The 16,733-nt window shown below is 58.6% G+C and carries 22 protein-coding genes; 13 read left to right on the forward strand and 9 right to left on the reverse strand.

Features of this window, described 5'->3' with window-relative positions; translation table 11 throughout:
* Positions 1 to 2 precede the first annotated feature (2 nt).
* The 4 genes from MQE22_RS04485 to motD form a co-directional block, all read right to left on the reverse strand.
* The gene (locus MQE22_RS04485) at positions 3 to 476 is read right to left on the reverse strand and encodes a protein phosphatase CheZ (RefSeq protein WP_215871990.1); all 474 of its coding nucleotides are present in this window, start codon (positions 474 to 476) and stop codon (positions 3 to 5) included.
* A complete protein-coding gene (gene cheY, locus MQE22_RS04490; RefSeq protein ID WP_215871989.1) occupies positions 473 to 892 on the reverse strand; it encodes a chemotaxis response regulator CheY in 420 nt (139 codons plus the stop codon). The genes MQE22_RS04485 and cheY overlap by 4 nt, the downstream gene beginning before the upstream one ends.
* A gap of 127 nt (positions 893 to 1,019) precedes the next feature.
* A complete protein-coding gene (locus MQE22_RS04495) occupies positions 1,020 to 1,598 on the reverse strand; it encodes an SPOR domain-containing protein (RefSeq protein WP_215871988.1) in 579 nt (192 codons plus the stop codon).
* Between the two features lie 14 nt (positions 1,599 to 1,612).
* On the reverse strand, positions 1,613 to 2,461 hold the full coding sequence (motD, locus tag MQE22_RS04500; protein ID WP_215871987.1) for a flagellar motor protein MotD: 849 nt from the start codon (positions 2,459 to 2,461) through the stop codon (positions 1,613 to 1,615).
* Between the two features lie 103 nt (positions 2,462 to 2,564).
* On the opposite strand from motD, the gene MQE22_RS04505 reads away from it, so the two are divergent.
* The gene (locus MQE22_RS04505) at positions 2,565 to 3,296 is read left to right on the forward strand and encodes a PilZ domain-containing protein (RefSeq protein WP_215871986.1); all 732 of its coding nucleotides are present in this window, start codon (positions 2,565 to 2,567) and stop codon (positions 3,294 to 3,296) included.
* On the opposite strand, the gene fliW is transcribed toward MQE22_RS04505, so the two are convergent.
* The 5 genes from fliW to flgA all read right to left on the reverse strand — a co-directional run bounded on the left by fliW (position 3,276) and on the right by flgA (position 5,485).
* Complete coding sequence (gene fliW / locus MQE22_RS04510; protein ID WP_215871985.1) at positions 3,276 to 3,752, reverse strand: flagellar assembly protein FliW; 477 nt, start codon at positions 3,750 to 3,752, stop codon at positions 3,276 to 3,278. The two genes, MQE22_RS04505 and fliW, sit on opposite strands and share 21 nt — an antisense overlap.
* On the reverse strand, positions 3,749 to 3,997 hold the full coding sequence (locus MQE22_RS04515) for a carbon storage regulator (protein WP_215871984.1): 249 nt from the start codon (positions 3,995 to 3,997) through the stop codon (positions 3,749 to 3,751). Before MQE22_RS04515 ends, fliW begins: the two co-directional genes overlap by 4 nt.
* On the reverse strand, positions 3,997 to 4,386 hold the full coding sequence (locus tag MQE22_RS04520; protein ID WP_215871983.1) for a flagellar protein FlgN: 390 nt from the start codon (positions 4,384 to 4,386) through the stop codon (positions 3,997 to 3,999). The genes MQE22_RS04515 and MQE22_RS04520 overlap by 1 nt, the downstream gene beginning before the upstream one ends.
* Positions 4,387 to 4,389: 3 nt before the next feature.
* Positions 4,390 to 4,695: a flagellar biosynthesis anti-sigma factor FlgM gene (flgM, locus tag MQE22_RS04525; protein ID WP_215871982.1), complete on the reverse strand. Its 306-nt coding sequence runs from the start codon at positions 4,693 to 4,695 to the stop codon at positions 4,390 to 4,392.
* An 85-nt stretch (positions 4,696 to 4,780) separates the two neighbouring features.
* Positions 4,781 to 5,485: a flagellar basal body P-ring formation chaperone FlgA gene (flgA, locus tag MQE22_RS04530; protein ID WP_215871981.1), complete on the reverse strand. Its 705-nt coding sequence runs from the start codon at positions 5,483 to 5,485 to the stop codon at positions 4,781 to 4,783.
* A 259-nt stretch (positions 5,486 to 5,744) separates the two neighbouring features.
* Between flgA and flgB the strand changes: the two genes are divergently transcribed.
* The 12 genes from flgB to flgL are packed head-to-tail and all read left to right on the forward strand — an operon-like array spanning position 5,745 to position 16,671.
* On the forward strand, positions 5,745 to 6,158 hold the full coding sequence (gene flgB / locus MQE22_RS04535) for a flagellar basal body rod protein FlgB (RefSeq protein ID WP_215871980.1): 414 nt from the start codon (positions 5,745 to 5,747) through the stop codon (positions 6,156 to 6,158).
* A 22-nt stretch (positions 6,159 to 6,180) separates the two neighbouring features.
* Positions 6,181 to 6,591 (forward strand): flagellar basal body rod protein FlgC, encoded by a 411-nt coding sequence (gene flgC / locus MQE22_RS04540; RefSeq protein ID WP_215871979.1) that lies wholly within the window; start codon positions 6,181 to 6,183, stop codon positions 6,589 to 6,591.
* A gap of 2 nt (positions 6,592 to 6,593) precedes the next feature.
* On the forward strand, positions 6,594 to 7,289 hold the full coding sequence (locus tag MQE22_RS04545) for a flagellar hook assembly protein FlgD (RefSeq protein WP_215871978.1): 696 nt from the start codon (positions 6,594 to 6,596) through the stop codon (positions 7,287 to 7,289).
* A 10-nt stretch (positions 7,290 to 7,299) separates the two neighbouring features.
* Complete coding sequence (gene flgE / locus MQE22_RS04550; protein WP_215871977.1) at positions 7,300 to 8,538, forward strand: flagellar hook protein FlgE; 1,239 nt, start codon at positions 7,300 to 7,302, stop codon at positions 8,536 to 8,538.
* 14 nt (positions 8,539 to 8,552) lie between these two features.
* Positions 8,553 to 9,299 carry a flagellar basal-body rod protein FlgF gene (gene flgF, locus MQE22_RS04555; RefSeq protein WP_215871976.1) on the forward strand — a complete coding sequence of 249 codons (747 nt, stop codon included), beginning with the start codon at positions 8,553 to 8,555 and terminating at the stop codon, positions 9,297 to 9,299.
* A gap of 18 nt (positions 9,300 to 9,317) precedes the next feature.
* The gene (flgG, locus tag MQE22_RS04560; RefSeq protein WP_215871975.1) at positions 9,318 to 10,103 is read left to right on the forward strand and encodes a flagellar basal-body rod protein FlgG; all 786 of its coding nucleotides are present in this window, start codon (positions 9,318 to 9,320) and stop codon (positions 10,101 to 10,103) included.
* A 13-nt stretch (positions 10,104 to 10,116) separates the two neighbouring features.
* Positions 10,117 to 10,839 carry a flagellar basal body L-ring protein FlgH gene (locus MQE22_RS04565; RefSeq protein WP_215871974.1) on the forward strand — a complete coding sequence of 241 codons (723 nt, stop codon included), beginning with the start codon at positions 10,117 to 10,119 and terminating at the stop codon, positions 10,837 to 10,839.
* Between the two features lie 17 nt (positions 10,840 to 10,856).
* Positions 10,857 to 11,984 carry a flagellar basal body P-ring protein FlgI gene (locus MQE22_RS04570; RefSeq protein ID WP_303652384.1) on the forward strand — a complete coding sequence of 376 codons (1,128 nt, stop codon included), beginning with the start codon at positions 10,857 to 10,859 and terminating at the stop codon, positions 11,982 to 11,984.
* Entirely contained in the window at positions 11,984 to 12,946 is a 963-nt protein-coding gene (flgJ, locus tag MQE22_RS04575; RefSeq protein WP_215871973.1) for a flagellar assembly peptidoglycan hydrolase FlgJ, read from the forward strand. The genes MQE22_RS04570 and flgJ overlap by 1 nt, the downstream gene beginning before the upstream one ends.
* Positions 12,947 to 12,997: 51 nt before the next feature.
* Positions 12,998 to 13,348 (forward strand): hypothetical protein, encoded by a 351-nt coding sequence (locus MQE22_RS04580; protein WP_215871972.1) that lies wholly within the window; start codon positions 12,998 to 13,000, stop codon positions 13,346 to 13,348.
* A gap of 1 nt (position 13,349) precedes the next feature.
* Positions 13,350 to 15,368 carry a flagellar hook-associated protein FlgK gene (gene flgK, locus MQE22_RS04585; RefSeq protein ID WP_215871971.1) on the forward strand — a complete coding sequence of 673 codons (2,019 nt, stop codon included), beginning with the start codon at positions 13,350 to 13,352 and terminating at the stop codon, positions 15,366 to 15,368.
* Positions 15,369 to 15,381: 13 nt separating this feature from the next.
* A complete protein-coding gene (flgL, locus tag MQE22_RS04590) occupies positions 15,382 to 16,671 on the forward strand; it encodes a flagellar hook-associated protein FlgL (RefSeq protein WP_215871970.1) in 1,290 nt (429 codons plus the stop codon).
* Positions 16,672 to 16,733: the final 62 nt, after the last annotated feature.

The following is a 16,733-nucleotide window of genomic DNA, read 5'->3' on the forward strand; positions in this document are numbered from 1 at the left end:
GATCAAATCCCCAACTCGGCGAGGAGGGCATCGACGTCGTCCTGATTGATGTCCGGGTTGTTCTCGCCCGGCTCGGTGGCAGCGGACGGCTGCCCTTCCATACCCATCTCATGAAGAGTCTGGCTGATGCGGTTTTCGACGGCGCGTAGCAGGTTGATGGCCTTTTTCAGCCGCTGTCCGGCAAGATCCTGCCCCTGCTGGCTGGCGACGATGCGCTGCAATGCCTGGTCGATCTGCCCCAGATCGGGGTCGATGAAGGTATGGTGGGCACTGCGAATGCGGTGAAGGGCGCCTTGCGCCAACTCCACTGCGGCAAGGGTGGCCATGGTCTGCTCTTCCGTCAGGCGCAAGGCCTCTTCCAGGGGATCCTTGGCGCCAGCGAGATCCTCTCCGGCGGTATTGGCAATGCGCCGCAGCCCCTCGCGGAGCAGCAGCTCGATTTCGTTCAGAGAACGCTCTGCCGGCTGACCGGTCATTGGCTCGCCCTCTGGGCTGCCTGCAGCCGCTTGAAGATCGCGTCGAGTTTTTCACGCAGGGTTTCGGCGGTGAAGGGCTTGACGATGTAGCCGTTTACCCCGGCCTGGGCGGCCTCGAGGATGTTCTCGCGTTTGGCCTCGGCGGTGACCATCAGGACCGGAATGTGGCGCAACTGGCCATCTGCGCGGATGGCACGGAGAAGGTCGATGCCTTGCATGTTGGGCATGTTCCAGTCCGAAACGACGAAATCGAAGGGACGACCATGCAGCTTCTGTAGCGCCTGCACGCCGTCCTCTGCCTCGTCAAAGTTGGTAAATCCGATTTCGCGCAGGAGATTGCGAACGATCCGCCGCATAGTCGAAAAATCGTCGACAATGAGAATGCTGATGTTTTTGTCTACTGCGTCTATGCCCATGGGCTGGCTCCGCCTCCAGAAATAAATCACTCAAGCATTTCAGTAGGCGCAAGCAAAAGACATTCCCGCCCTACGCCATACCGTCTTTAGCTACAATACGGCACGGCGGCGGGAAAACTTGAGGGGCTCAGGATGGGGAGGGATTGCTCCAGTACTGCGGATAGCCGTCGGCTGGCGAGACCTTGGCGGACCTCAGTTTTTGCACCTGCAGGCTGGCGTCCAAGCGGCTTTTTTGCGGCTGTCCGGCCAGGACACGATACAGTTTGTTGCTGGCAAGGTTGCCGATACAGACCGGAAAACCAGCCTTATGGACCGTCTGCACGAGGCTCTGCGCCTGCGAGAGTTTGCTGAAGGCGCCGAGCTGCACATACCATCCGGCCACCTCGCAGTTGGTTCCCGGTAGCGCCAGGGTAGCCTGTTCGGTGGGAGCAGCGCTTTTTGTAATGGCGCCTACTGTGGCGGTCGGCACCGCAGATGCGGGGCTCGCGGTCGCACTGGTAGGACTCGCTGCTGTGCTGCTACTACTGGGGGTCACTGTAGCTGGCAGCTGCAGATACACCGAATGGGTGCCCACGGCCTGTGGATGCCGCGCCGCGCCCAGGTAGAGAAAGAGCGCCAAAATAATGACGACAATCAAGAGTAAAATGAAAAGCCACCGCAGCGTCCCGGCGACTGCCTGCTGGTTTTTTGACGATTGCTGCGTCATATCTCTCTCCTCTCTTAGCCGCGCTGATCGATGGCACCTGCCATGATAGGGTCCATACCAGCCTTGGCTGGATGCTGTGGCGCCACGACCACGATACTCACGCGACGATTCATGGCCAATCCTTTGACGCTGTCGTTTGGTGCTACCGGATGATACTTGCCATAGCCGGCGGCAACCAGATGCCGCGGGTCGACGCCATGGGCGCTGAAGATTTCCACTACGGCCACGGCCCGTGCTGCCGAGAGGGCCCAGTTGTTGGGATAGAGCTGGGTATTGATGGGCAAGTCGTTGGTGAAGCCGTTGACCTGAATTTGATAGGGAACGGATTTCAGAACCCTGGCGATCTGCGTTAGGGTCTGCTCTGCCGCTGGGGTCAGATTGGCCTGCGCCGAGGGAAAGAGAATCTTCGCGTTCAAATCGATGACCACACCTAGGTCACTGCGATGGATCACCACGCTGCCGTCTTTGATGAGAGGCTGGAGTAGGGTTTCCATTTGCTGTTGCAGAGTATCCAGGCGGACGGCCTCGCTGGAGGTTGCCGTGGGAGGGGGCGTTTTACTCCGGGTGTGCGCGGGAAGTGGAGTGGGTTTGGCTATGGTGGGGAGTGGCGGTAACCGCACCGGAGCAGTTGCTGCCATAGCCTGATTTGCCTGCTCCTGCTGCAGAGGAATCGGTGACGTGGGGTGTCCGGAAAAGGCGGAAACCAAGGTTTCCGACAAGACCTTGTATTTGCCCTCGTTGACCGAGGAAATCGCGTACATGACCACGAAGAAGGCAAAAAGCAGCGTGATGAAGTCGGCATAAGAGACCAACCAGCGCTCGTGATTTTCCCACTCCTCTTCTTTGCGAGAACGCCGCGCCATTTCGACCTCCGTTTTTCGATGCGTAAACCTATTCTCTCAACGGCAAAGATCATGCCGGCATGGATGCTGCTTGGCAAATGAGACTTTTCTTCGGAGGTCGGTCATGCCAGTAGAGCATCATCTCATCGAGACGCTGTTTCAGGAAAAATATCGGCAAGGGGAAACCGCTGCCAGGCGACTGAGTACTGCGCTCCTGCAGCAGCCAAGTTGGACCATTCTTGCAGGAACTTCCGGGCGGGCGGCAGAAAGCGAGATTCTCGATATTTTGCCCGAGGGGCACGGATTGCTGTTGGATCCCTGGCCTGGTCTTCCGGATCGGCTGGAAGGAGTGGGGGAACTGCTGTTGCTCGTTGGCGCCCTGGCCGGCATTCCTACCGGTTTCGTAGTGCGTTACCTGGGGATGAGTCAGTGGCGGCGCTATCCCGCTGTGCATTTGACCATGCCGGAGCAGGTTTATCAGTGGCAACGACGTGCCTTTTTACGCGCCCCGGCACCTGCCGACTGTCGCGGTCAGATTCAGCGCTTAGGGGCACGCGCTTTACCCATGGAGCTGCTGGATCTGGGGGCTGGCGGCCTGCGTGTGCGCGTCGCTCCGCCACGAGATTATGCGTTGAGCGTTGAAGAGCGCTTTTCAGCGGTCAGCTTCTCTTTTGCTGGAGAACGCTATGCGCTTGCGGCGACATTGCGACATCTCGGCGGTCCTCGGCGAGTGGCGGGTGCAGTGGTGCAGGAACTAGGCCTGGCGTTTGCGTCGCCACCGCAGGCACTGCAGGAACAACTCCTGCAATATGCCCTGCGCTATGATCGCGAGGCCCTACACCGAGCCCGTCTGTGACGCTGCGTCGCTCGGAGTACTAAGACGGACAGCATGTGCCAGCAGGCAATCCGGGGGTAAATCGGAGCCCCTGGCGCTCGCCGGCTGTGCCTGTTCGACGATCCACTGCCGCAGCGATCGTTGTCCAGGACAAAAAAATAGAGGAGCGAGCTGATGCACCCGCAACTGATCCTCAGCCTTTTGCGGGAGGATCACCAGCAGCATGTTCACTGCATCGGCACAGGAGGACTCCGGTGGGTCATAGTGTAGGCCGAAATGCTCGGGTGCACAGAGAAGAAAGGCGATCAACGGGTCGTCGAGGGATTGTAGCCATAAAAAAGGTCCCTGCTTATCAACGTGTAGCAGCGCAAAGCGCTGCAGGTCGGCAAATCCGGAGAGCGGCAGAGAGCATTGCCAGATCTGTTCATCACGGATCGGCAACTGACCGAAGCGCGTGGGATAGAGGGACTCGCTCATGAATTCTCCTGTGTCTGACCCGAGCCGTGTTCCGCGAGCCAGACTTCCAGCTGTCCGGGCTGGCTCTGTGCGGCATCCTGGTTGTCACTGCGTACCGCTTCAAACAACTCCTCGCGCAGGATCGAGATCCCCGATGGAGTTTCCAGGCCCAGGCGAACCTGACCGTCATCGATGCGCGTGACGACGATACGAATATCCTCACCAATGCGGATGGCCTGACCTTTTCTGCGCGTCAGGACCAGCATCAGGCACTCCCCAAACGGTGTCCGTTATTGCCCTTGCCGATCTGGCCGGCATCGTCGTAGAGCTTGTTTTCCGTACCAAAGAGTACCTGCCAGGCCTCCTGTTGGAAGCGGCCGAGGGCCTGAATGCTGGCACCGTTGCGGCGATTGCTCTGGGCAATTTCCTGGAGTAGCCGTTGGCGGTGGCGCAGTTCGTCGGGGCTGCCATTCTGCCCCCGGCGCTGGCTTTCCAGGGCGCTGATTTCCCGGAATAACTGCAATTTTTGCGCGGCAGCCCCCTGCACATGTGCCCAGTCTCCGTGAAGCAAGGCCTCGGATTCGCTTTCCAGCACCTGCCGCAATGCCTCGAGACGGGCAATCTGAAGAGCAATGATCTCGGCGGTGGAAGACACGGATCAGGCCCGTGCAGCAGGCGTTGGTCGCGCCAGCAGTTGCTGCTGATCCTGCAGTAGGCCTTGGCCGATTTTGGCTGGCGAGACAGCATAGCTGCCGCTCTGCACGGCTGAGCGCAGGGCCTCGATGCGACTCGACTCGCTCTGGTTACCGCTGGCTTGCAGCAGGGCATGCGCGGTTGCCGAGAGCGTCACTTGCTCTTGCGGCACGCTGCTCGGTGCACTGCTACCGGTTTTCGCGGATCTTTGGCCGCGCGGCGCGTCGGCCGTTACCGGTGTAATTGCGCTTTTTGGCTGAATTGGATCCATGGCTGCTTTCCTCTCGGCTCATCTCACGGATAACGGCACAATTGCAGAATCTCTTGAATCGTGCAAGAAACCTTTTCTCGCAGCGTCAAAAAGATACCCGTACATTCCCATTATGCATCACAATGGCGTGCAGTACCCGTCCAGATTGTACATTGCGTACCAGAATGCTCTGTCCCTCTTTGCCATTCTCGATGGCTTCTGCGGTGGTCGCTATGCGAACCCCGTCCCCTTGGGCAACCAGAGTTACCAATTGCCCGGCATGTACCAGATCCCGCTGCTGCAGCATGGACCGTAGGATCGGTTGCCCGGCCATGACACCATACTGCAGGCGCTGGCCGATGACTTGGGCCGGATCATGCAGCGGCGCACCAGAAAGTTCTCCGGGATTGGCCACGCTCTCGGCAATGTCGCCGGCGCGCAGGATGCTGTCGGCACTCAGACTGTGCGCCGCGATCAGGATCTTGCTTCCTTGGCGGATCTGTACGGGCACATACAAGGTCCAGGCCTGCGGGTTTTGACAATGCACCGCTACGGTCTGATTGCCAAAGGGATTGGCGTAGCCGAAGTATCCGAGCTGCAGCCGCGTACAGGTCGGAAAGTTGACGCTTGCCGCGGGCACATCTACGGCGATCTCACTGTTGCGCATGCTGCCTGCTAGGTGTTGTCGCACAAACTGGATGACGGCGCTATGAATGGCTGCCATGGCCTCACCCGCATCGGCTTGATTGATGGGTGCCAGGTAAAAGATCAGGGCAGCGGCAAAGGCCCAGTTGCGCAAAGATCGGAACACCAGAATCCCCATTCGTCGCTACAGATGCGTTGCGGACTATTAGCAAAAGCCAGGCCAGAAAATTTGTCGGGGCGGACCTTGAACTCGGCATAGAAACCTCTCTGGTCGGCGGCAAAAGCTTGCCGCATTCCGTGGCCGGCGGAACATTGTCGCCGATGATCTCTATAAAATTGGGGAAAAACCTGTGGCACGGGCAGTTTCTTAGGTAGGCACGGCGTTTGCTTGAATGCAACGTCATCTTTGGTAGAGGCCTGATGCCATGCCCAGTCTCTTGGATCAAACCCTGAATCCTTTGGCAGACGCCCTGCGCGTGTCTGGATATCGGCAACAATTGCTCGCCGCCAACATCGCCAATGCCAATACGCCAAATTACAAGGCGGTGGATATCCCTTTTGCCAAGACGCTGCAGGCGGTGCAGGCAGGGCAGGGCATGGGCTTCCCCATGAAAACCGATCAGGCGCGGCAATTGGGCGACGCGCCAGACTCCCTCGCCTTGGCGAGCTATGTGCAGTATCAGCGAGGGAGTGCCGTGGGACTGGATGGCAATTCGGTGGATATGAACCGCGAGCAGTCGGAGTTTGCGCAAAACGGCGTGCGGTATCAGGCCGATGTCACTTTCTTGACGGGAAAGATCAAAAATTTGTTGTCTGCGATCACTGGCACCACGCAGTGATCCTGGCCTAGAGGGAAAAGCCATGTCCTTGTTTTCGGTTTTCAATGTCGCGAGTTCTGGACTTACGGCGCAAAGTTATCGGCTGAATGTGGTGGCCAGTAATCTCGCCAATGCAAATTCGGCCACCAGTTCCAACGGTCAGCCCTATCGGGCGCGGGAAGTGGTTTTTGCCGCGCAACCGCAGAGCAGTAATCCGGCTGGAGTCGATGGGGTAGCGGTTGCCGGAGTCATCGAAAAGCCCGGACCGTTCAAATTGGTGTACCAGCCAGGAAATCCTCTTGCCGATGCCCAGGGCTACGTAAAAATGCCCAATGTCAACCCGGTGGATGAGTTGGTGAACATGATTTCTGCGTCCCGCGCCTATCAAGCCAATGTGAACGTGATGGAAACCACCAAGTCTCTCCTACAAAAGACCTTGACCTTAGGAGCCTGAAAATGAGCAGTGTCAATTCGCTTACCTCTGCCGTAAATCCTTTTTATGCTTCTCTGCAAAGCAACAGTGCCAGCAGTTCTGGCTCGGCCAGTTCCGGTGCCAGTGGTCTAGCCAGTGAAAGCACGTTCTACAATCTGTTGGTAACCCAGCTGACCAATCAGGATCCATTGAATCCTTTGAGTAATCAGGATCTTTCCGCCGAGCTGGCACAGTTCAGTGTGGCCAATGGTGTCAATGCCATTCAAGGCTCCCTGAGCAGTCTCATGGCGCAGATCAATCAAAATCAGGGATTGCAGGCCGCGTCACTGATTGGGAAAACCGTCAGCACCTCGGGCAACAGCCTGCAATTGAGTGGCGGTAGCGCAACTGGTGGTTACGATCTTAGTGCGGATGCCAGCAATGTCGATGTGCTGGTGCAGAACTCCGCGGGCCAGACCTTGGCAGTGTTGCCACAGGGTGCGCAAAGTTCTGGTATGCAGAGCTTCACCTGGAATGGCACCGATAACTCCGGCGTTGCGCTGCCGGCAGGGAATTACCAATTCTTAGTGCAGGCAGCCAATGGATCCCAGGGCGTAAGCGCGACACCCTACAGTTTGGGGGTGGTGAATGGCGTCACGCTGGGTAGCTCCGGTCCTACTTTACAATTGAGCGGACAAAAAGGCTCGGTTCCTTTCAGTTCCGTGCAAAACATCATTTGAGGAGATAGTCATGGGTGCTTTCCAAACAGCTTTGAGCGGATTGAATGCGGCAAACACGGATTTGCAGGTGCTGGGCAATAATATTTCCAATGCCAATACTGTGGGTTTCAAGTCCTCCAACGCGGAATTTGCCGATGCCTACGCCTCGGCCATGACCAATAGCGCGCCTACTTATGGGCAGGTGGGTATTGGTACGCAGGTGATGACGGTGGCGCAGCAATTTACCCAGGGGAATATTCAGACCACCAGCAATCCGCTGGATGTAGCGATCAATGGGAATGGTTTTTTTCAGTTCAATTACAATGGTGCAACGGTGTATAGCCGTAATGGACAATTGCAGCTGAATTCCGGCGGGGTGATTGTCGATGGCAATGGTGGCGAACTGATCGGTGTTCAGGCGCAAAACGGCAAGTTGACCGGCCTCAGCGGTCCACTCACCATCAGCCAGGCAGCACTGGCGCCACAGGCATCTTCGGGCTTGAGCTATTCCCTGAATCTGGATTCCACCAACACCCCCATTTCCAGCGGCACTCCTTTCAGTACAAACGATCCGAATAGTTACAACTACTCCACGACCAGCACGGTCTATGACAGCCTGGGTACTCCGCAACTGGTGACTACCTATTATCAATTGGCATCCAGCAGTCCAACCAGCGGTCAAACCTGGAATGTGTACTATTCGGCGACGGGCACTGCCAGTGGTTCGGCCAGCAGCGGTTCGGTCGGTACCCTGCAGTTCAACTCGACCGGGCAGGTGCAGCCACCCAGCAGTGGTACCATCAACCTGCAGTGGGCCGATGGTGCCAATCCTTCCACCCTGGCTGTGAATTTCAGCGGTAGTACCAACTACAACTCTGCCAATGGAGTCATCGCCGCCACTACCAATGGCTATGGTGTAGGCCAGCTCTCCGGTCTTTCCGTTGACCCAAGCGGAAATATCTTTGCGCGCTACAGTAATGGTCAGTCGCAAGTCATGGGGCAGATCAATTTGACCCGATTTGCCAACAATAATGGCCTGCAGAACCTGGGTAACAACTACTGGGCGGAGACCTACGCCTCGGGGCAGCCGTTACAGGGGACTCCGGGCAGCACCAATCTCGGGGTGCTGCAATCGGGCGCGGTGGAGCAATCCAATGTTGATCTCTCCAAGGATCTGGTCAATTTGATTGTCGCGCAGCAGGCCTATCAGGCCAATGCGCAGACCATCAAGACGCAGAATACCGTGGTGCAGACCCTGTTGAGTCTGTAAAGGGGTAGATCGCCGTGGATACGCTCTACATCGCCATGACGGGCGCCAAGACTTTGCTGCAGAGGCAGGATGTGGTGGCGAACAATCTCGCCAATGCCAATACCAGCGGTTTTCGCGCGGAAATCGCCGAGTCCCGCGCTCTGCCGGTATACGGTTCCGGGGCGGGCCTGCCGACTCGGGTCTATACCGCAACCACCGATGACAGTTGGGATTTTCAGAGCGGGCCGATCGTGCATACCGGACGGCCGTTGGATGTCGCGATCAATGGACAGGGTTGGATTGCCGTGCAGGGTGCGGATGGCAAAGAGGCTTACACCCGCGACGGAAATCTACAGGTGAACGGACAGGGTATCCTGGAAACCGCTACCGGTCATCCGGTGCTCGGCGTCAATGGTACCCCCATCTCCTTACCCCCCATGACGGGCCTGACCATTGGCAGCAATGGCACGATTTCTGGCGTACCCCAAGGCAATCAGCCGAACGGTCTGCTCGTCATAAACCAGATCAAGCTGGTGAATCCACCAGAAAAAGATCTGCGCAAGGGCGCCGATGGACTGTTCCGCGCGAGTGATGGAAAAGCGGCAAGCGAGGATCCTGGCGTTGCTCTGGAAGGGGGTGCGTTGGAAGGCAGTAACGTCAATCCCATCCACAGCATGATCCAGATGCTGCAGGACAGTCGGCAGTTCGAAATGCAGACCAAGTTGATCCAGACCATCGATCAGGATCGCAATACGGCCAACCAGATCCTCGTGCTTTCCTGACGATAAGGAGGAAATTTTATGATGCGCTCTCTCTATGTGGCGGCAACTGGTCTGGAAGGGGAACAGACCAAGATGGACGTCATCGCCAATAATCTGGCGAATGTGAATACTACCGGATTCAAACAATCGCGGGCGGTGTTTCAGGATTTGCTCTACCAGAATCTGCGCCAGCCCGGCGCGCAGTCGTCGCAGACCACCCAGTATCCATCGGGACTGCAACTGGGTACCGGGGTGCGGGTCGTGGCTACCGAGCGGCTGATGACCCAGGGCAACCTGACGCAGACGGGAAACTCTCTCGACGTCGGCATCAATGGCCAGGGTTTCTTTCAGATTCTGGAGCCGAACGGCACCATTGCCTACACCCGCGACGGAACCTTTCAGTTGAACAATCAGGGACAGCTGGTCACCTCCAATGGGTATCTCTTGCAGCCACCCGTCACCATCCCGCCGAATGCGCAGAGCATCACTATTGGTGAGGATGGTACGGTTTCGGTCGTGCTGCCGGGGCAGGCGGCACCGCAGCAGGTGGGCACCATTCAGCTTGCCAACTTCATCAATCCTACTGGCCTGCAGAGTATTGGCGGCAATCTCTACCTGCAGACGGGTTCTTCGGGTGCGCCGCAGACTGGCCAGCCCAGTCTGAATGGCTTGGGCACGGTGCAGCAGGGCTACCTCGAATCCTCTAACGTCAACGTGGTTTCGGAGCTGGTGGATATGATCGCCACTCAGCGCGCCTACGAAATCAACAGCAAGGCGGTCTCGACCTCGGATTCGATGTTGGGCTACGCCATCCAGAATATCTGACGAGAGGTTAGCCATGGGGGGAATGATGGGATTTCGCTTGCAAAGACTCTGGCGTCCGCTCTTTGTGCTGTTCTTGGTGCTGGGCTTGACTGCCTGTGCGGAAATGCAGCACCCGAGCATGGAGCCGATCAAGCCGCTGCCCATCCCCGCCGAGCCCGCCTCGCTGAACGCGCATCCCGCCAATGGCGCGATCTGGCAGCCGGAGACCAACGTCTCCCTCTTTGCCGATAACCGCGCCAACCGCGTGGGTGATCTGATCACGGTGCTGATCCAGGAGAACTCCAGCGCCTCAAACAACACGAATACGGCCATCAACCGCTCCGACTCCCTGAGTGCGGCGCTGACCAACTTCTTTGGCCTGACCCCGGCCTTTGGCAATATCGGCGGCTCGCAGATCAGCCCCTCTATGGGTGCGAACAGTAGCCAAAAATTTGGCGGCACCGGTGCTACGTCCCAGAGTAATACCTTTACCGCCACCCTGGAAACCACGGTGGTGCGGGTGATGGGCAATGGCAATCTGGTGATCGAGGGCTCCAAAGAGGTATTGCTCAATGGTGGGCACGAGTTCATCCGGGTTGCCGGAGTGGTGCGCCCCGCCGATGTAACGCCGCAAAATACCGTGCTTTCTACGCAGATTGCCGACGCGCGGGTGGAATACAGCGGTGACGGCAGTATCTACGCGGCGGCGCGGATGCCCTGGCTGGCACGATTCTTTCTTTCTCTCTGGCCATTCTGAGCATGGAGAGATTGTCGATGAAATCGCGTCTGGTCATTCGCTGCTTGCTGTCTCTTCTTAGTGCTGCCTTGTTGCTGGCTGCCGCACTGCCGAGTAACGCAGAAAGCATCCGCAATCTGGCTATGGTGTCGGGGGTGCGCAGCAACCAGCTGGTAGGCTATGGCCTGGTGGTGGGGCTGAATGGAACTGGCGATCAGGCGACGCAGGTACCCTATACCACGCAGTCCTTGCTGAACATGTTCCAGCGCCTCGGCATCAATTTGCCGCCCTCGGTGGCCACCAATCTGCAACCCAAGGATGTGGCGGCAGTGATGGTGACTGCGCATCTGCCGCCCTTTGCCCAACCAGGGCAGACCATCAATGTCACCGTCTCGGCGGTGGGCAATGCCTCCAGCCTTGCGGGTGGCACCCTGCTGATGACACCATTGAAGGGTGCGGATGGGCAAACCTATGCCGTCGCTCAGGGAAATATCATCGTCAGCGGTTTTGGTGCGAGCAGCAACGGTGCCTCGGCGCAGGTAAATATCACTACTGCGGGTACCATCCCCAACGGTGCCAATGTCGAGCGGGCAGTGCCCAGCGGCTTCGACAATGGTGGGCCGCTCCAGCTCGATTTGCACACGCCCAGTTTCACCACGGCGGCGCGCATTGTCGATGCCATCAACCGCAGTCTTGGCGGTGGTACGGCCCAGGCCCTCAATGCCGGGGTGGTCGAGGTCCGGGCGCCGAGCGATCCGGGGCAGCGTGTCAACTTTCTGGCATTGATCGAGAATTTGCAGGTGGATCCAGAAACCCCAGTGGCTAAAGTGGTGATCGATGCCCGCAGCGGTACGGTGGTGCTGGGGCAAAATGTCACGCTGGGCAGTTGCGCGGTGGCGCATGGCAATCTCTCGGTGACCATTTCGCAGAAGTATCTGGTGAGTCAGCCCAACCCCTTGGGAGCGGGGCAGACGGCGGTCGTGCCGCAGGCCGATGTCAAAATCAAACAACCGCAGGCCAAACTGCTGATGTTTGAGCCAGGAGTGAGCCTGGAGTCGGTGGTGCGGGCGCTGAATGCGGTGGGCGCCACCCCCACAGATCTCATTGCCATCCTGCAGGCGATGAAGGCGGCGGGCGCACTGCATGCCCAGCTCGAGGTGATCTGATGGGCGGCAGCTTAGGCATTTCTCTGCAAGCCCAGACCCAAGCGGTCAACCTGAACGCTCGCGGTGCCGGAGCAGCCAGCAGCAATGCCCTGAATTTTGCCCAGTTGCAGCAGCTGCATCAGCAAGCTAAGGACAAAAATCCTGCCGCCATCCTGGCTACGGCCAAGCAGTTTGAGGCGATGCTGCTGGACGAAATGCTTTCCACGATGAGTAAAACCACTTTTGGTTCGGATCTGCTCGGCGAGAGCAGCGGACCGATGTTCCAGTCGCTGTTCACCCAGCAGATCGCGCAAACGGTGGCGCAGGGGCGTGGCATAGGCCTGGCGAGTACCCTGGCACAGGAGATCGCGACCCGCTATCACCTGCATTGGGACGCGAAAACCGCGGCCAAGGCCGAGGCAGCGAATACGCCAGTAACGATTCCCGCAGCACCGACGGCCAATACCCAGAGCGCCAGCACGCCCAACTGGAGTCAGCCTGGTCAAAGCCTGCTGCAGCGGGCCAAGGCCTTTGTGCAGAGCATTCTGCCAGCGGTGCGGCAGGCTGCGGTGCAACTGGATGTTTCGCCGGTTGCCATCCTCGCCCAGGCGGCACTAGAGACCGGCTGGGGGGCGCACGCGCCCGGTGATAACCTTTTCGGTATCAAGGCGGGGAGTGGCTGGAGCGGGACTGCCCTGCAGAACCTCACCCATGAATTTGTCGATGGCGTGAACACGGTAGAGGACGCGAGTTTTCGGGCGTACCAGAATGTTGCGGCCAGCGTGGCAAACTACACGCAACTGCTATTGAACAGTCCCCGCTATCGCGCGGCCCTCGGGCAGGGTGGCAATATCGCTGGCTTTGCCGAGGCGTTGCAGAACGGCGGTTATGCCACCGATCCCAACTACGCGGCCAAGATCACCGCGCTTGCGCAAGGACCGGTGATGCAGGCGGCGTTGGCCGGCACAGGACTTACCCCTTGAGTTTTAGCGGAAACGTGTCGTTTAACGGTGTATGAAAGGACGGAGATGGGCATGGAAGCCAGCGAACGCGAAGAATTGCAGACCCTGCAACGTCTGACGACGCTGCTGGGGCAGGCACGGGCAGCGCTGCAGGCTGGAACGCCAAGTGATCCCGCCAGCCTGGCGGAGCAGCAGGAATTGTTCGCGCACTTGCTGGATCTGCGGGCAGCAGCGGGAGCTCGGGAAGCCAGTCCCGCCCTGCAGGCCGCAGTGCTGGAATTGCAGGAGATCGTCGCCGGCTTTGAGCATGCCTTGCGGGTGGGGATGGCGGAGATCCGCGCGCGGCTGGAGCCACAGACCCAGTCTTCCAGTGAGAGTTTTGCCGACCGCATCGGACGCGGTCATTCCTTGGGGAGTGCGTGAGATGTCGGGCGTTTCCGGTCTGATCAATACCTCGCTGAGTGGTTTGCAGGCGGCACAGCAGGCCCTGCAGGTGACGGGTAACAATATCGCCAACGTCAACACTCCGGGCTATAGCCAGGAAAACGTCATCCAGTCGACCACCACCCCCAGCTATCTGGGCGGTCAGTTCTACGGGAATGGCACGCAGATTACTGATGTGCAGCGGGTGTACAGCAGCTTCCTGCAGGGGCAGGTGTGGTCGGCAAGTGCCGGTTCCAGCGGTGCGGCGACCCTGTCTCAGGGCTTGCAGCAGATCTTGGGCGTGCTCAGCAGTGGTAGCGTGAGTACGCAAATTCAGCAGTTTTTCTCCGGGGTGGCGCAGGTGGCCGCCAACCCCAGCGATATCCCTTCGCGCCAGGCAATGTTGGGTGATGCGCAGACCCTGAGCAATACCTTTCAGTCCCTTGGGCAGCAGCTCAATCAGATTGGCCAAGGCATCAATCAGCAGATGCAGCAGAGTGTGTCCAGCATCAATCAGCTGAGCACCCAGATTGCCCAGTTGAACCAGCAGATTGCCAACTCGGCAGGTTTGGGTAATGGCACTCCCAATGACCTACTGGATCAGCGCGACCAGCTGCTGACCGAGCTGAATACCCAGGTGGGGGTCCAGGTCGTTCGTCAGAACAACAGCCAGATCAATGTCTTTCTTTCCAATGGGCAGACGCTGGTTGCCGGATCCACGGCCTTTTCCCTGAAGACCCAGCCGAGTCCTTACAATCACCAAAATCTGGATGTCGCCTACGAGGGCGCACAGGGGAGTGCGGACATCACGAAAAACCTGAGCGGCGGAATCCTTGGTGGTCTCTTACAGCTGCGTTCCCAATCTTTGCAGCCGGCGGAGAATGGTCTCGGTTTGCTGGCGGATGGCATCGCTGCGCAGGTGAATGGACAGCAGGCGCAGGGGCTGAATCTGCAAGGAAGCTCCGGCACCGCCATTTTTCAGACGGGTGGCGTGCAGATCTTTGCCAATAGCGGCAACAGCAGTGGCTCATCAGGCGCTGTGCTGCAGGGGACCATCACCAATATCGGCCAGCTGACGGGTAGCGACTACGTGCTGAGCAAGGGTGCCAGTGGCGTCTGGCAACTGAGCAACGCGAGTACCGGGGCGGTGCTAAGCACGAGCTCGGGAACGTTCAGCAGCGGCGGTGTCACGACCCTCGACTTCGGAAAAGGTTTTCAGGTGCAGGTGTCGGGTACGGTTGCCCAAGGTGATCAGTTTTTGGTGGAGCCGACGCGCCTGGGCGCCACCGGGATGCAGACGGTCATGAGCGACCCCAGCCAGATTGCAGCTGCCAGCCCGTATGTAGGCAGCCCTGGCGTGATGAGCAGCGGCGCTTTGGTCAATACGAACCTGGGCAACATGACGCTCTCCGCCGGCCAGTTTGTCAGTAGCAGCGGCGCAGGTGCAGTGGTGGTGAATGGACTCGGCTTCCCCATGGCAGGGAGCGCAGAGCTGCAGTTCAGTAGTGGGGCCAGTAGTGGCTCCGCTGCGTTTACCATTACTGCCAATGGCACTACCCTTAGCGGTACGGTAGCTCTGGGCAGTTCGGGAACCGCCATCGACATTGCCTACCCCAATGATCCGCCGGGTGGCTATTACCAGATGCTGCTCTCGGGTACCCTGGTAGGCAAGGGGGATACCATCACCATCAGTCCCGGTGGGGCGGGCAGTAATGGCAATGCGCAGGCCATGACCGCTTTGTCGACGCAAGGTATCTTCAATGGCGGCACGAACAATGCCAACGCCCAGGCGGCGCAACTGCTGACCCAAGTCACCACGCAGGCCAATCAGGCGCAGAACCAGGCGCAGGCACAGGCGAGCGTTCTGAGCCAGGCGCAGTCGGCGCAGCAGTCGTATTCCGGGGTGAATCTGGATCAGGAAGCGGCCAATCTCATTCTGTATCAGCAGGCCTATCAGGCTGCGGCCAAGGCGATTTCGGTAGGGAACACCCTGTTTCAGTCTCTGATCCAGGCATTGTGATGGGAGAGGCAAGATGCGCGTGAGCACACAACAGATCTTTCAGGCCGGTTTGAGTGGCATGCTGCAGCAGCAGAGCACGCTGAATCAGCTCAGTCAGCAGCTCTCCATGGGCAATGCCCTGACCAATCCTGCCGATAACCCAACAGCCTACTCGCAATCGCTCAATCTGGGCGCGCGTATCGCCAATCTGCAGAGCTATCAGCAGAGCAATCAGTATGCGCAGCAGAACCTGCAGTTGAGTTCGAGCAGTTTGCAGAGCGTCAGCACGCTCATGAACCAGGTCCAACAGCTCGCTGTGCAGATGAACAATGCCACCGTCAACTCCAGCGATCTGCAGAACGCCATCACCACCATGCAGGGCAACCTGCAGCAGCTGGTGCAGCTCGCCAATACGCAAAATGGCAACGGCCAATACATCTATGGCGGCTCTACCACCGAGCAACAGCCCTTTGCCCTACAGGGCAACAATACAGTGCTGTATCAGGGCGACAGCAGCCAACAAAATTTGCAGATCGGCCCCTCATTGAATCTTCCGGTATCGCAGGCCGGGAATCAGGTCTTCATGAATATCCCTGGTGGTAATGGGACCTTTTCGGTGACAGCAGATAGTGGCAACTATGGTGCGGGATCGGGCACGGTAACCTTGGGGCCCGGCGCGGTGATCGATCAGAGCGCGGCCCGCAATGCCTTTGTGGCGCAGGGTGCGGAGTACCAGGTGAGCATCAGCGCCAACGCCAGTGGTGCCCTGAGCTACACCGTGAGCAGTGGGACCGCCAGTGGCAGCGGGGGTCTTACGGCTTCTGGGGTGGTCAGCTCCGGTGCCTACAAGCCCGGGCAAAGCATCAACATCCCCGGCCCCGGGGGCAGTCCCATGGCCTCGGTGCAGGCCCAAGGACAGCCTGCCGATGGCCAGACGCAAAGTTTTACCCTGGCGGCATCCAAGCCACAAAGCCTCTTCCAGACCTTTAGTGACCTCATCCAGGCCTTCCAGGCGGGGAGCGGTTCCCCGGGCGCCAATGCCAAGCGTGCGCAGGGCATCAGCAATGTCTTGCAGAATCTCAGTCAAGCACAAACGCAGATCCTCAGCGTGCAGGCGCAGATCGGTTCTAATCTGCAGGAGGCACAATCGGTCAGTTCCCTGAACAGCAGCCTCACCACGCAGTTCCAGACCACCCAAAGTAGCTTGGCCGACATCAGTTACCCCCAGGTGATTACCCAGTTCCAGGAAAGCTCTACCGCCTTGCAGGCTGCACAGAAGGCCTTTGTGCAGGTGCAGGGGTTGAGTTTGTTTCAGTATATATAGCTGGGGCAGCTGGCTCTCCTCCACGCCAACCTGGATCTCAGGCTACTCACATGAAACGTCGA

Source organism: Acidithiobacillus sp. YTS05, assembly GCF_024396695.1.
Classification (GTDB): Bacteria; Pseudomonadota; Gammaproteobacteria; order Acidithiobacillales; family Acidithiobacillaceae; genus Igneacidithiobacillus; species Igneacidithiobacillus copahuensis.

Bases quoted from the DNA above. Each gene is read 5' to 3' on its own strand.
- MQE22_RS04570 (WP_303652384.1), top strand. From the start codon at position 10,857: ATGAAATCGCGTCTGGTCATTCGCTGCTTGCTGTCTCTTCTTAGTGCT.
- MQE22_RS04495 (WP_215871988.1), bottom strand. From the start codon at position 1,598: ATGACGCAGCAATCGTCAAAAAACCAGCAGGCAGTCGCCGGGACGCTG.
- MQE22_RS04515 (WP_215871984.1), bottom strand. From the start codon at position 3,997: ATGCTGGTCCTGACGCGCAGAAAAGGTCAGGCCATCCGCATTGGTGAG.
- MQE22_RS04505 (WP_215871986.1), top strand. From the start codon at position 2,565: ATGCCAGTAGAGCATCATCTCATCGAGACGCTGTTTCAGGAAAAATAT.
- motD (WP_215871987.1), bottom strand. From the start codon at position 2,461: ATGGCGCGGCGTTCTCGCAAAGAAGAGGAGTGGGAAAATCACGAGCGC.
- flgG (WP_215871975.1), top strand. From the start codon at position 9,318: ATGATGCGCTCTCTCTATGTGGCGGCAACTGGTCTGGAAGGGGAACAG.
- flgE (WP_215871977.1), top strand. From the start codon at position 7,300: ATGGGTGCTTTCCAAACAGCTTTGAGCGGATTGAATGCGGCAAACACG.
- flgL (WP_215871970.1), top strand. From the start codon at position 15,382: ATGCGCGTGAGCACACAACAGATCTTTCAGGCCGGTTTGAGTGGCATG.
- cheY (WP_215871989.1), bottom strand. From the start codon at position 892: ATGGGCATAGACGCAGTAGACAAAAACATCAGCATTCTCATTGTCGAC.
- MQE22_RS04565 (WP_215871974.1), top strand. From the start codon at position 10,117: ATGGGGGGAATGATGGGATTTCGCTTGCAAAGACTCTGGCGTCCGCTC.
- flgC (WP_215871979.1), top strand. From the start codon at position 6,181: ATGTCCTTGTTTTCGGTTTTCAATGTCGCGAGTTCTGGACTTACGGCG.
- fliW (WP_215871985.1), bottom strand. From the start codon at position 3,752: ATGAGCGAGTCCCTCTATCCCACGCGCTTCGGTCAGTTGCCGATCCGT.
- flgB (WP_215871980.1), top strand. From the start codon at position 5,745: ATGCCCAGTCTCTTGGATCAAACCCTGAATCCTTTGGCAGACGCCCTG.
- MQE22_RS04485 (WP_215871990.1), bottom strand. From the start codon at position 476: ATGACCGGTCAGCCGGCAGAGCGTTCTCTGAACGAAATCGAGCTGCTG.
- MQE22_RS04580 (WP_215871972.1), top strand. From the start codon at position 12,998: ATGGAAGCCAGCGAACGCGAAGAATTGCAGACCCTGCAACGTCTGACG.
- flgM (WP_215871982.1), bottom strand. From the start codon at position 4,695: ATGGATCCAATTCAGCCAAAAAGCGCAATTACACCGGTAACGGCCGAC.
- flgJ (WP_215871973.1), top strand. From the start codon at position 11,984: ATGGGCGGCAGCTTAGGCATTTCTCTGCAAGCCCAGACCCAAGCGGTC.
- MQE22_RS04545 (WP_215871978.1), top strand. From the start codon at position 6,594: ATGAGCAGTGTCAATTCGCTTACCTCTGCCGTAAATCCTTTTTATGCT.
- flgK (WP_215871971.1), top strand. From the start codon at position 13,350: ATGTCGGGCGTTTCCGGTCTGATCAATACCTCGCTGAGTGGTTTGCAG.